Source organism: Candidatus Brocadia sinica JPN1, from assembly GCF_000949635.1.
Taxonomy (GTDB): domain Bacteria; phylum Planctomycetota; class Brocadiia; order Brocadiales; family Brocadiaceae; genus Brocadia; species Brocadia sinica.
The window spans coordinates 939,388-953,411 of the sequence record NZ_BAFN01000001.1 but is presented as its reverse complement, the minus strand read 5'-3'; the positions used below and the strand labels follow the sequence as shown (position 1 = coordinate 953,411).

General features: G+C 42.8%; 10 protein-coding genes. 5 read left to right on the top strand and 5 right to left on the bottom strand.

What is annotated here, in order from left to right:
* Window positions 1–551: 551 nt before the first annotated feature.
* Window positions 552–4,142, top strand: coding sequence for a pyruvate:ferredoxin (flavodoxin) oxidoreductase (nifJ, locus tag BROSI_RS04295; protein WP_052562509.1), 3,591 nt, complete (start codon window positions 552–554; stop codon window positions 4,140–4,142).
* A 274-nt stretch (window positions 4,143–4,416) separates the two neighbouring features.
* On the opposite strand, the gene BROSI_RS04290 is transcribed toward nifJ, so the two are convergent.
* Complete coding sequence (locus tag BROSI_RS04290; RefSeq protein WP_052562506.1) at window positions 4,417–6,186, bottom strand: IS1634 family transposase; 1,770 nt, start codon at window positions 6,184–6,186, stop codon at window positions 4,417–4,419.
* Between the two features lie 359 nt (window positions 6,187–6,545).
* Here BROSI_RS04290 and BROSI_RS04285 point away from each other — a divergent pair, with 359 nt between their 5' ends.
* Window positions 6,546–7,016, top strand: coding sequence for a hypothetical protein (locus tag BROSI_RS04285; protein WP_157842375.1), 471 nt, complete (start codon window positions 6,546–6,548; stop codon window positions 7,014–7,016).
* A gap of 110 nt (window positions 7,017–7,126) precedes the next feature.
* Window positions 7,127–7,801, top strand: coding sequence for a hypothetical protein (locus tag BROSI_RS04280; protein ID WP_052562503.1), 675 nt, complete (start codon window positions 7,127–7,129; stop codon window positions 7,799–7,801).
* A gap of 142 nt (window positions 7,802–7,943) precedes the next feature.
* On the opposite strand, the gene BROSI_RS04275 is transcribed toward BROSI_RS04280, so the two are convergent.
* The 4 genes from BROSI_RS04275 to prfB form a co-directional block, all read right to left on the bottom strand.
* A complete protein-coding gene (locus BROSI_RS04275; protein ID WP_052562500.1) occupies window positions 7,944–8,429 on the bottom strand; it encodes a ferritin-like domain-containing protein in 486 nt (161 codons plus the stop codon).
* Between the two features lie 88 nt (window positions 8,430–8,517).
* On the bottom strand, window positions 8,518–9,522 hold the full coding sequence (locus tag BROSI_RS04270) for an NAD(P)H-dependent glycerol-3-phosphate dehydrogenase (protein ID WP_230400642.1): 1,005 nt from the start codon (window positions 9,520–9,522) through the stop codon (window positions 8,518–8,520).
* A 136-nt stretch (window positions 9,523–9,658) separates the two neighbouring features.
* Complete coding sequence (locus BROSI_RS04265; protein WP_052562497.1) at window positions 9,659–10,918, bottom strand: serine hydroxymethyltransferase; 1,260 nt, start codon at window positions 10,916–10,918, stop codon at window positions 9,659–9,661.
* Between the two features lie 111 nt (window positions 10,919–11,029).
* A protein-coding gene (gene prfB / locus BROSI_RS04260) for a peptide chain release factor 2 (RefSeq protein ID WP_102046781.1) occupies window positions 11,030–12,137 on the bottom strand; the annotation gives its coding sequence in 2 pieces (ribosomal slippage) (window positions 11,030–12,067 and window positions 12,069–12,137; 1,107 coding nt in all).
* 390 nt (window positions 12,138–12,527) lie between these two features.
* On the opposite strand from prfB, the gene rsmD reads away from it, so the two are divergent.
* Both rsmD and ispE read left to right on the top strand, forming a co-directional pair.
* Window positions 12,528–13,124, top strand: a complete 597-nt coding sequence (gene rsmD / locus BROSI_RS04255) for a 16S rRNA (guanine(966)-N(2))-methyltransferase RsmD (protein WP_052562493.1) — start codon at window positions 12,528–12,530, stop codon at window positions 13,122–13,124.
* Window positions 13,121–14,011, top strand: coding sequence for a 4-(cytidine 5'-diphospho)-2-C-methyl-D-erythritol kinase (ispE, locus tag BROSI_RS04250; RefSeq protein WP_052562491.1), 891 nt, complete (start codon window positions 13,121–13,123; stop codon window positions 14,009–14,011). The genes rsmD and ispE overlap by 4 nt, the downstream gene beginning before the upstream one ends.
* The last annotated feature ends 13 nt before the right edge of the window (window positions 14,012–14,024 follow it).

Below are 14,024 nucleotides of genomic sequence, written 5' to 3'. Positions count from 1 at the left end.
GCACTTAGCAAGAACATTTATAGATTATATATCTTCTGATTCTTTAACCTACTAAATTAAATGTAAATACTTCAAATTATTATTTTATTATCCTCTAATTTTTCTTTTTGTCTTTTAAGTAATCTCCTTTCTGATTTATAAATAGTACTTAACTATGTTAAAGGCATAAATTTGTAACAAATTAACACAATCAATTAACACTGTCAAGCAAAAAGATGTAGAGGACTTTATCAAAATATGCAGGCTGAATAAATCGAGACACAGATTTTATAGATACAAGTATAGATAAATGCCTTCTAAAATTACCAAATACCTTACTAACCGTGGAAAAAAATATTGGATCAATACATTTACTCTTTACTCGACAAAATGTGAAAAATATTGTATGCTGGTGATAATACAAATCTTAAATACTGGATCAACCGCAAAGACATAAGGGGTACGAAGAGCGGAATTTTAAATAAAAAACTCTGTTAACTCTGTGGTTGAAGGGTAGTATGTTGTTACGTTTTTTTGGATAAATACGTTGAAATCAGCAAGGAGAATACTATATGAGTCGTAAGATGGTAACCGTTGATGGCTGCACGGCGTGTGCACATGTGGTGCATGCCACTAATGAAATTATTACAATTTATCCGATAACTCCTTCATCGCCCATCGCAGAGATCTGCGATGCAAAATCTGCAGCAGGACAGATGAATATATGGGGATCAGTGCCGAAGGTGAGCCAAATGCAGTCAGAGGCAGGGGTTGCGGGGGCTGTGCACGGGTCGCTGACAACGGGTGCACTGGCAACCACTATTTCATGTTCTCAGGGGCTTTTATTGCTTCTTCCGAACATGTACAAGATTGCCGGAGAACTTGCCCCAACGGTCTTTCACATAACCGCACGTTCCCTTGCATGCCAGGGATTGTCTATATTTGGCGACCATTCAGACGTCATGACTGCACGATCTACTGGTTTTGCCATGCTGTGCTCGAAAAACGTCCAGGAGGCAATGGATTTTGCCTTAATTGCACAGGCGGCTACCCTTGAATCCAGGATACCATTCATGCACTTCTTCGACGGCTTCAGGACGTCCCACGAGGTGCAGAAGATTGAGGAAGTTACCTTTGATGATATGCGGGCAATGATCGATGATGAGCTTGTGATAGCCCACCGCAAGCGGGGGCTTACCCCTGATCGGCCCAATATACGCGGTACGGCACAGAACCCCGATGTATATTTCCAGGGAAGGGAAACGGTAAATAAATACTATCATGTAACACCAACTATCGTTCAGAAGGTAATGGATAAGTTTGCCCAAAAAACCGGGCGTCAATATAAACTCTTCGAATACTCTGGCGACCCGAATGCCGAGCGTATCATTGTGACAATGGGTTCATCGGGGGAGACGGTGCTCAATACGATTCATGCCTTGAATGCGAAAGGGGCAAGGCTGGGGCTTGTTCAGGTAAGGCTCTTTAGACCCTTTGATATCGATGCCTTTGTGAACAGTTTACCAAAGAGTGTTAAATCGATTGCCGTCCTTGACCGTACCAAAGAACCCGGTGCGATCGGCGAGCCATTATACCTTGATGTCAGGACTGCCATTGGTGAGGCAATGGATAAAGGGACGGCTAAGTTCAAGGATTATCCAATAATTATTGGGGGCCGTTACGGCCTTGGTTCAAAAGATTTTACCCCGGCAATGGTAAAGGCTGTTTTTGATAATATCTCACAGAACAAGCCAAAGAATCACTTTACCATCGGCATTCATGACGATGTCACTGGCACCAGTCTTGAATATGATGAGTTCTTTAGTATAGAAGGAAGTGGAGATTTTCGCGCCCTATTTTACGGCTTGGGTGCTGACGGTACCGTTGGTGCCAACAAGAATACCATTAAGATTATAGGGACGGAAACAGAGAATTACGCACAGGGCTACTTTGTTTATGATTCTAAGAAGTCAGGTTCGACTACGGTATCCCACGTGCGGTTTGGAAAGGAGAAGATATTTAAACCGTATCTCGTTTCAAAGGGAAATTTCATTGCCTGTCATAATCCTGCTTTCCTTGAGAAGATTGACATGTTATCTCATGCAGAGGAAGGAGCAACGTTTCTGCTCACCACCTCACACAAGAAGGACGAGATATGGGATACCTTACCGGTTGAGGTGCAAGAGCAGCTTATCTCCAAGAAGATGAAGTTTTATATCATTGACGCCATTTCTCTCGCTGATGAACTCGGACTCGGTTCAAGGATCAATATGATCATGCAGACGGCCTTCTTTGTTATTTCGGGCATTATTCCGAAAGAAGACGCTGTTAAAGCGATCAAGACCGAGATTAAAAAGACCTATATAAAAAAGGGCGAAGAAGTAGTTAAGCTGAACTATGCCGCTGTGGACAAGGCACTGCAAAATATTGTTGAGGTGAAGGTACCAGGCAAGGTTACCAGCAAGAACAGGATGCTGCCACCGGTACCAGAAGATGCACCTGAATTTGTCAGGAAGGTAACGGCAAAAATGATTGCCGACAAGGGGGATTCCCTGCCCGTTTCGGCTATACCCGCCGATGGGACATGGCCAACGGGAACCACCCAGTATGAGAAACGAAATATAGGGGTACACATCCCGATATGGGAGCCTGATATCTGCATACAATGCGGTCAATGTTCATTTGTCTGTCCTCACTCAACCATCAGGATAAAGGCATATGATCCATCATTGCTAAAGGATGCGCCTCCTGCATTTAAATCCATTAATGCTACGGGTAAAGAACTCAACGGACTTAAATTTACCGTTCAGGTAGCGCCTGAAGACTGTACCGGATGCGGTTCCTGTGTGTATAACTGTCCAGGGCAGAAAAAGGATGCCGAAGGGAAGAAGATACCGGACTTTAAGGCAATCAATATGAGGCTCCAGGAACCACTGCGGCATCAGGAGGCAGAGAATTACAAGTTCTTCCTTGGCCTGCCCGAAACCGATCCTGCGAAGTTTAACGTGAAGTCGGTTAAAGGAAGCCAGTTCGTGAAACCTCTCTTTGAGTATTGCAGTGCGTGCCCTGGTTGTGGAGAAACCCCTTACATAAAATTGCTTACTCAGTTGTTCGGCGATCGTTTGCTTATTGCAAACGCTACGGGCTGTTCTTCTATTTACGGTGGCAATCTGCCAACAACCCCATACACAAAGGGGGACGATGGGAGAGGACCGGCATGGTCGAATTCATTGTTTGAAGATACTGCCGAATTTGGTCTTGGCATGAGACAGACGGTGGACAAGTTTTATGCACAAGCAATTGAATTAGCGGATAGGCTTTTGAAGAACCCTTCCTATTCAGATGCAAAAGAACTCTTTGCCTCACTGAAAAATGCCGATCAATCCACACAGGCGGGCATTGATGCACAGAGGAATCGTGTTGAAGAGTTAAAAAAGAGATTGTTGAAAGATACTTCTCCTGAGGCAAGGAGCCTCCATTCCCTTGCCGATTACCTGGTCAAGAAGTCAGTATGGGCGATTGGTGGTGACGGATGGGGCTATGATATCGGTTATGGCGGGGTAGACCATGTGCTAGCATCGGGTGAGAATATGAAACTCCTTATTATGGATACCGAGGTCTATTCAAATACTGGTGGCCAGATGTCAAAGGCAACCCCCCTGGGGGCGATTGCCCAGTTTGCGGCGGGAGGAAAGAGGACTCCCAAAAAGAATATTGGTATGATGATGGCTACGTATGGCAATGTGTATATTGCCCAGGTAGCCTTCGGGGCAAATCTCGTACAGACGATAAAGGCAGTTTCGGAAGCCGATGCGTACAATGGTCCTGCACTGATAATCGCCTATTCAGTTTGCATTGCCCATGGTATCGATATGAGTAAAGGAATCGAGCAACAGAAAAAGGCTGTGGCATGTGGTTACTGGCCTCTCTACCGCTATAATCCTGAACTCGAAGCCGAGGGGAAGAATCCGTTAGTTATCGATAGTAAGGAACCCACCATCTCCTTTGAGGAATATGCATACAATGAAAACCGATACAGGGCGTTGAGGGCAAGCAATCCAGAAGTTGCCGCAGCACTTATGAAGCAAGCTGAAGATGTAATAAAGAGGAGGTGGAAAATACTCAAGCATCAGGCGATGTGGTCGCCTGTTGAGAATCAGTAATACCAGGAAGAAGCATGAACGTAATAATCGTAATAATAATGATCGGGTGGCACGGACAAACGTAGTTTGTCCGTGTTGAATTGTAGAATATTGTTTTTTGACTACCATCGACATCGGCAGGGGATATTTAGCATGAGTACTTATCCAGTTTCTTGATATCACTCAATTTGTAATGCTAACAAGTTAGCCCGACCTTCGCAATTCGAGGGGTAGGCAAACCGCTAAGCCATGAAAATCAAGGGGTCATGTAAAAAGGTCGGCACTACAGACCGACCTATCCTGATGCATAAATCTTGGGCGGAGGTTGTTCAGGAAGCATCAATCCCAATTGTGCCAAAAGGAGAACAACATCCTTTTCCGGCTGTGTATAGCGGCTCATGACAATGTGGCGACCATCCGTTGTCGGTAAATGAACGTCAATCATTTGAATGCTCGATAGTTTTTCCAAAATTGCTTCAGACGTCAACCCTGCGGCTCGTCCCCGCGCAAGATTTCGCAGCGTCGTGTGGAGACAGAATGCCAAAAAGGAGACAAAAATATGGGCTTCAATCCTCCTTTCCAATTGGTGCCATATGGGGCGGATGGAAAGCGATCCCTTTAAATCCTTGAATGCCTGTTCAATCCGCGTCAACAGTAAATAATTTTCCCACACGGTTTCTGGTGCGGTGGCTTGCATGTTGGAACGAAGCAAATAACGCCCCTCGCGCCGATACGCCTGCCTCAGGCGTTCCCGATCCAAACTGAACCGGAACGTATTTTCATTGACCGGCTCCTGCGGTTTGGGAATGGAAATATTGACCAATCTGAAGTCTCGTCCGGCTTCTTTCTTTAACGCGCCAATATGCATGAGCAGATCATCGCGCGTGAGGACCTTTCGATTGCGAAGTTCGCGCAAACCCGCCCACAAACGTCTGAGTCTGCGCCGACGCATGGAACGTTCCTTGGCCACCCGGTCCTGGCTTTCCACGTAAACGTAAAACTCCGACTCTTGCTGAAGAATTTTCACACGGACGCTTTCCCGCGCCTGCATCCACGTCTGTTCAAGCAACGGTTTTTCTACCCGCGTCAAATGCCCCTTCGGAGTACCAACCAAATAATCAATCCCCCGCTCACGCATCTTTTCCAACACCTCCTCCGTTGGAATACCTCTATCCATGAGCCAGGTGCGCCGAAATTTCCCATACCGCTTTTCTATCCGATCCAGAAACTCCTCTAATGTCGCAGTGTCTCTTGTATTACCGGGATATACTTCGTAGGCGACGGGAAACCCTTCCGGCGTCAATACCAACGCCACTACCACCTGCACACAATCCGAACGTTTGTCACGGCTGTACCCAAAACGTTTTTTACTCACAGCATCCGCCGCCGGCGGTTCACTCTCGAAATACGTACTCGTCAAATCATACAGCAGCACATCATACTTCGCGCCAAACAGCTTGCCCCATTGCCCTTTTAAAAAACCAAACAGCTCGTCGCGGTGCTCAAGCAGCAAATCCAAACAACGATACAGCTTATCCTTCTGTGCCAGCGAATCATCTTCCCCCAACAAATCTCCCATTGCGCTACGCACATACCACTCACGGTGAAAACGAAATTCGCTTCCCGGATCGATCAGCCAGTAACAGACAAGCGCCTTGAGCATATTCAGCCAGCTTGTCCCCTTCCGGCTTGATGGCAGACGACTCCTCCAAAAGATGTCCAGTTCCAACATATCCCACAAATATAATCCCAACCAACTTGCTCCCCATTGCCGGGGACAGCGCAATTCTATTTTGTCCAACCTCACCTGGACGGTCTCACAATCCGGTATGGGCAAGGCTTCCCGGTCGTCCGGAAATAATGCCACTTGTCTTGCTGTGGGCTTTTCACCCGCGACCGCCTCTATCGTCCGAACCCACCCCGCTCGCTGGTTGTCATTGAGTTCTCCCAGGTAGAGCACTTGTCGCTGTACCACTCTGCCTCCGCTGATCCGACGGTTCTCTACTACGCTCCAATACCGGTGGGTTTTCCCGTCTTTTGTCCGTGTCTTTTCTCGTAAAAACATGCGGACATTTTCTCACGCCACCGTGAAGTCGTCAAGAGGGTAGGTCGGCACTACAAGCCGTTTTTGAAATCGACCCCAGTAAAATCAATGGTTTCCAGGAGACAAATACCCAAAAATGACCTTTTTGGGGTGCGAATTGCGAAAGTCGGGTTAGAATTATAGGAGTGAGAATTTTTACGTCAATAGTTATGTTAATTTTCCCTTGATTTACACTGTCATCTTTGTCAAATTAAAGAAAACTTGTTAATAACATAGTTAGGTAGCTTCTAACGAGGTTCTGGTTACTTTCGGATTTAAGGAAAACAAATCATCTTCATCGTATTGGTGTCCATCGAATGATCTCAGGAAAGGATTTAATAATGAATAGAGTTATCCTAACTATCATTCTGCCTATAACATCTTTGATACTTTCTGTGCCAGGCTTCAGCCAAGATGCTTTCGCTGAGCACAAGATTAAAGGATTGAAAGGGCTTCGAAATTTATCTGTAGTAATTGAACCAAGTACTCAGAAAGATATTGATAGTCTCAAAGAATGGGTAGACATGGTGGAATTGGGGCTGCACCGCAAAGCCCCAGAAATTACCCTATCGGAAGTCAAAAAATCATCAGCGTGGCTTGTACTGAGTATCGCCACTACTGAAGAGGGTTGTTTTTTAGAACTCTCTATTTTTAGATGGGTTAAGGTGCTAGACACAGGTGAGGAAATATTTTCCAAAACGTGGTGGGATTCGAGAATAATCTTCGGGGATGTTACTAGAAAATCGATGCAGGATGCTCTCGACATTCTTCTCACAAGCTTTGCGGCAGATTATTTACGTGCAAAACGCTAGGCTTCGTCAAGCCTACCTAACATCTATTGCACCAGAACGGGCCGTCAGGCGATGCGTAATTCAAGCGTCACACGGTCACGCACGGTGAACGAGTTGTTATAGGTAAAAAAATGGCCACAACGAAATTCAAGTTGTCCTTTGAGACAGAAAAGCCCGATATTGATTTACCATTGTTTCAGCAATCACTTCCATCATCCTTTCAAGTATATGAAGAAGATGGAAACGTCTTTGTAAATATTGAAACACCTGTTGATGAAGATGATAATGCCAAATATCTAATTGATAGAGAATTAGATCGGCATTTTTTCCTTACTTGCGTCAAAATACGAGCAGAAATTATTAAAAAAAGATTTTGTTGTGGCTTAGAAATGCGCTACCGAATTCACGGTGAACTACCAAAAGACATAAAGCCACAAAAATGGAATTATGAGTTGCCCCTACAGTTGAGATTATGGTCAATGGCAGTTGATCTTCAAAATGAATTTAGACTACAAATATTATATTATTTTCATATTATCGAATTAGCTTACCCTGACAATTCATCATATCCAGAGTACACAGATAATACAATTCCTCCTCATCCTTTAACAGAATGTAAATTTTTGAGACATTTAATTGCTCATGCGGGAGATGTGTCTACCAAGCAGCTAAAATTATACTGCAAATACCTAAATATTCCTGAAAAAATGTATAATGTTACGGACCCTAAATATCAATCAATACTTTTGGGAAAAATAAAATTACTGGAAGACCAAGCAAAAAAAGCTATTGCAATCAACCTATAACCAGGCGTTCGAGCGGACTCGCTAAAGCTCGCCGCTCAACTCTGCGTTCTTGAGATTATCCCGGAGGAATCTCGAGTCATATCCGATAGATAATGGTAAACAAATTATAGAATAGGTAAACCGCTTTTGTAAATAAACCAAACTAATATTCTTCTAGATGATACCACTCAGCGTTTTCAAGCCAATTTTGCGGACGTGAAACAAAATCAAGTATGTTTTCTAATATGAAGTAATGTTTTTTTTCTTCATCTGCTATCTTTAAAAAGATCTCCTTTTGAGATGGATTATTTACTTCATCGGCTTTTTCTAAATAAAATATCTGACTCTTTTTTTCAATTTCCTGTGCCTTTTTATACAATTCTTGTTGTGATACAGTAACACCGGATGTCTCTCCTTCTTCTTTCATGTTGACGAAGATATTTTTGACGTTCGATAATATCTCTGTATCAGGCATTTGAACCTTTTCATTTTTTTTCATCTTCTGCAAAATATCGTAGTGCTTTACTTCTGCATTTGCCAGGATACCCAGTATCTTCTTAAGTCCTGCATTATCGATCTTCCGTGCTGAATCACGGTAATAGTTTTCACCATCTTTTTCCATTTGCATTGCATAATCATAGATATTCATTTTTGACCTCCTCTTTTTCGTTTGTAGGGAGTAACACAAGTAGAGATTTCGGCTGTTAAAGAAGCATCTTTTGAGAAAATGGGTGTTTTCAGATTAGTTCTTCTATCTCGGACTTGGGAGCACGCATCATGAGATTACTCACTGCCTCAAGAGGATTTTTGTCTGTAAAGAGTACGTTATAAATTTCTTTTGTAATGGGCATTTCCACTTTAAATTTATGGGAAAGTGCCAGAACGGATTTTGTGGTCCAGACACCTTCTGCGATTTGTTCCATCTTCTCCAGAATTTCCTGCAGCTTTTTCCCCTTTCCAATCTGTTCGCCAACCCAACGGTTTCTCCCGTAGGGACTAATACAGGTCGTTATCAAGTCACCCAGTCCTGTAAGGCCAGAAAAGGTACTTCTCTGAGATCCCATAGCGATACCGAGACGGCTGATTTCTACCAATCCGCGTGAAATAAGGGCGGCCTTCGAATTATCGCCAAATTTCAGGCCGTCACATATACCTGCGGCTATAGCAATCACATTTTTCATAGCTGCGCCCAACTCGACACCGACCATATCCGGGTTTGTGTAGACCCTGAACCTCTCCGTGCTAAAAACTTCTTGAACGAGTCGTGCCAAATTACCATCTATTGATGATGCAACGACGGTTGTGGGTAATCCACGTGCGACCTCTTGCGCATGGCTTGGACCAAGAAGCAAAGAGATGGGATGATCCCCCAGCACGTTTGTAATAATCGCGCTGGGTCTCATGAGTGTGTCATTTTCAATTCCTTTTGTAACGCTGACGATCGGTATACCATGAACGAAGATGCCTTTAAATTTTGTGAGTACAGAGCGCAGATAAGGGGTAGGTGTAGCAGATATAATGAGTTCTGCGTCCATTAACTTATTTGAGATATCTGAGGTTATGGATATTCCTTCCGGAATGGGAATACCTTTTAAAAATTTGACGTTTTCTTTTTTTTCAAGCAGACAATTTACGTATGATGCATCGGCGCCCCACAGGGTAACTGCATAGCCCTTTTTGTGTAACAGGATGGCTAGCGTAGTTCCCCATCCACCGTTGCCAATAACCGTTATTTTTTTCATGAATGATTTTGAAGTCATTTTCTCAATGAAGGTATAAAAAATAGGGCTGGATTGCTCCAGCCCTTGAAGTGCCTCTTAAAAACCGTAAATAAACCAGGGGAACGATCTGCACTGTGCAAATGTGTCTTCCCGATTGCTATTTTGCAACCTGATATGCCTCTACCTCATATAATGGGTATGCGGAACAGAGGTCTTTCACCGTTTTCCGGACAACGTCTTTCACTTTAGTGTCGTTTGGTTGCGAAAGTACTTTGTCAATACACTCTGCTATTTTAATGACCTCAGCTTCTTTCATACCTCTTGAAGTTACTGTGGGTGTTCCAATGCGGATGCCGCTTGGTTCGTTTGCGCCCCTTTCATCAAAAGGAATCGTGTTTCTGTTCAGGATGATGTCTACTGTTTCCAACAATATTTGAGCCTCTTTGCCTGTAATACCCTTGTTGCGCAAGTCGATCAGGAAAAGATGGTTGTCTGTCCCACCCGATACAATGGTATAACCCTTTTTAACAAATTCCTGAGCCATTGTCTTTGCATTTTTTACCGTTTGTCGCTGACATTGCTTGAATTCCTCAGTCATCGCCTCTTTAAATGCGACTGCTTTTGCCGCGATGATGTGCATAAAAGGACCACCCTGTATCCCTGGGAAAACCACGGAGTCAATCTGTTTTGCATACTTTGCTTTGCATAAGACCAAACCCCCTCTAGGTCCGCGTAGTGTCTTATGAGTTGTTGTGGTAACAAAATCCGCATAGGGAACCGGACTAGGATGCACACCTCCGGCGATAAGTCCGGCGATATGGGCAATATCAGCCATAAAGTATGCTCCAACCTCATCTGCAATTTTTCTGAATCGGGGGAAGTCGAGTATCCTTGGGTATGCACTTGCACCCGCGATGATCATATGGGGTTTCGTTTTAAGAGCAATCTCACGTAACTCATCGTAATCAATATATCCAGTTTCTTTTTTTACACCATAATGAGTAATTTCATACAGCATTCCCGAGAAGTTCTTTTTAAATCCGTGGGTAAGGTGTCCACCGTGGGATAAATCCATACCTAAAATACGGTCTCCTGGTTTGAGCACTGCAAAGCAAACAGCCATATTGGCCTGTGAACCTGCATGCGGTTGAACATTGGCATATTCTGCTCCAAAGATTTGTTTTGCCCGTTCAATTGCCAGTGTTTCCACGGTATCTACATGTCCACAACCGGCATACCATCGTCTTCCTGAATAACCTTCTGCATATTTATTAGTCATGGAAGAACCCTGTGCTTCTTGTACTGCAGGGCTGCAAATGTTTTCCGATGCAATCAGGTCAATGGTATTTTGTTGCCTTTCCGATTCCTCTTGTATGGCCTGCCATACTTCTGGGTCGTCATTTTTTAACGTAATCATAATTTTGCTTTATCCCTAAAAATATGTTTACTGTAGTACCGACTCGCATAGTCGGATTTTGGTGGGTATTGATTCCCACGTTACGAACTTACTCTAAAAATCCCGAAAAGCTTAATGAGTTTTTATCAATCTCCATTTTAGATACGCTTCCATAAACTCATCAATTTCACCATCCAGCACAGCTTGTGTATTTCCTGTTTCTTTATCAGTACGTAAATCTTTCACGAGTGAATAGGGTTGTAGTACATAGGATCGGATTTGATGACCCCATGCAATTTCTCCCTTCTCATCATAAGCTGCGGAGAGTTCTTTCTCTCTTTCTTTTTCTTTTATCTGATACATTTTTGCCTTTAACATACTCAAGGCCATTCGCCGATTCTGGTGTTGTGAACGTTCACTCTGGCATTGTACAACTATCCCTGTGGGAATATGGGTAATACGAACGGCCGATGAAGTCTTGTTTACATGCTGACCTCCAGCCCCAGATGCACGGTAGGTATCCACCCGCAATTCATTTTCATTGATTTCAATCTCTTCTTCCTCTTCAATCTCTGGCAGTACATCGACCGCTGCAAACGACGTGTGTCTCCGTGCATTTGCATCAAAAGGGGAAATCCGTACCAGGCGATGCACCCCGATTTCAGATTTTAAATACCCATAAACATAGTCACCCTTTATGAGTGCGGTAATTCTTTTAATTCCAGCTTCTTCACCAGGTAGTACGTCAATGAGGGAAAGCGTATATCCGCTTCTTTCGATCCAGCGGCTATACATCCGGAATAACATAGATACCCAATCGCATGACTCAGTTCCACCGGCTCCTGCATAAATACTTAAGTAAGCACTGCAATGGTCGTGGGGTTCGCCAAGCATTGTACGCAATTCAAATTTTTCGAGCTTTTGGGTGAAGGACTTCATGTCTTTGATGACTTCAGCCTCTGCCTGTTCGTCTTGCTCCTCTTCCGCAAGCATAGATAAACACTCGATATCATCCAGTGTCTTTTGTAATTCATGAAGAGGTAAGATAATCCCTTTGAGCGATTTTAATTTTCTGATAGTTTGCTGTGCCTTATCCTTATTTTCCCAAAAGTTTGGTGAAGAGAATTGTTCTTCTAATATTGAAAGCTCTTTTTCTTTATTCTCCAGGTCAAAGAGAGTCTCTGAGGTGGAGTAATCGCTCTCGAAGGGGGGTTAATTCTTTTTCAATATTACTGATCATAATTACGTTGCCTTAACAATACTGTTTAAAAATTCTTTTTGAGATTATTTGGTTGCAGAGTTTACCTTGAGGCATCAAAAACGAGACTATTTGTTCAGATCAAGATGGAGATGTTGAAAGACTCTCTCAGATTATAATAGCGCTCTCAAAATGCGAAAATTCTCATTTAAGAACTAAAATTATAAATTATATAATATGCATATGTCAATATAGAATTTGGAATTGACTTGAGTGGGAAATATTCTTATCATGTTTCATATGGCTGGCTAATGACTTATAAAACTTTGGACAGTTGTTGATTGGTGATGAAAACTTGTGCGGCGATCTTGCCCAAAAACTCAATTAGTGATAAAAAACAGTGTCAATAAATAAAATAAAAAAACTACGAATGTGCGTGTGATTGCTGGCAGTGCAAGAGGTATATATCTCAGTTCAGTAAAAGGAAGTTCGACAAGACCTATACCAGATAGAATAAAAGGATCGTTATTCAATATCCTTGCGGATGTTATTCCAGGAAGTCGTGCTCTGGATATGTATGCTGGCACCGGTGCGATTGGAATAGAGGCGTTAAGTCGGGGGGCGAAATCCTGTGTTTTTGTAGAAAACGATTGGTCTGCTGTTCAGGTTATAAAAAAAAATCTCGAAGCGACCAGGCTCCAAGGTAAGGCACGAGTCTTAAGTTATGATGTGTTTGAAATTGTCCCATACCTGGAAAAAAACAATGTTGAAGTTGATCTTATATTTGCCAGCCCACCATATCCTCTTATCGGAAAAAGTTCATATAGAGACAAACTCTTGATCTTGTTTTCGTCTTTATGCAGTAAGCAAATAATACAACCAGAAGGCTTGATAATGTTGCAGCACAGAAAAACAGATTTTGAGCTGGTTTCCGAAGGTTTTTCTATAGAATTATTTGATATCCGAATTTACGGCGATACACAGCTCTCTTTTTTTAAAAACACCATGAAGCGGGGTCATTCTTTATGAAATACTGGGAAGAACAAGGGAAAATAAAAATTGCTGCACCTGCAAAGATTAACCTGTTTCTTGAAATATTGGGTAAGCGACCGGACGGTTATCACGAAATTGAAACGGTTATGCAGGAGGTCAGTTTATGCGATTACATTTATATGGAAAACCGTGGCAGAGATATAGAATTTACCTGTTCGAATCCAAAACTTCCTGTTGGCGCGGATAATCTTGTTTTAAAAGCTGTCCGTCTTTTTCAGGAAGAATCCAGGGTTTTTAGGGGTGTAAAAATATATTTAGAAAAAAGAATACCGGTTGGGGCTGGACTTGGCGGCGGAAGTAGTGATGCTGTGGCCACTTTGTTTGGGTTAAACAAGGTGTGGCAGGTTGGGTACGATGAAAAAAAATTAATGTCACTTGCTGGAAAATTAGGTTCTGATACCCCCTTTTTTGTTTCCGGAGACACAGCGATATGCAGAGGGAGGGGAGAGGTTGTTACTCCATATCCTTTAAATGTAAAGTATAATTACATAATAATTTATCCAAGGTTTGAGGTAAGCACCGCAACGGTATATAAAAATTTTAAAATTGTCTTGACAAAAAATTTAAAAGATGTTAATTTCCTCCTGCAATCATTATCGTCAGGAAGTCCGGATAAATTGGGGGCTTGTTTACATAACCGGTTGGAAGAAGTAGTCTTTCGTCTTTATCCAGACATTGAGAGAATAAAAAAAACGTTGGCAAAGTATGATTTTTGTGGCATACTTCTATCGGGAAGCGGTTCGGCTTTATATGGTTTATGTAAGGGGGAAAGAGATTCGAAGGAAATTGAACAGCAAATAAAGATGCTTGATATTGGCGATGTGTTTGTGGTAACCAATGATTTCAATGACAATGCTAAGTGAACGGAAGGGGGAG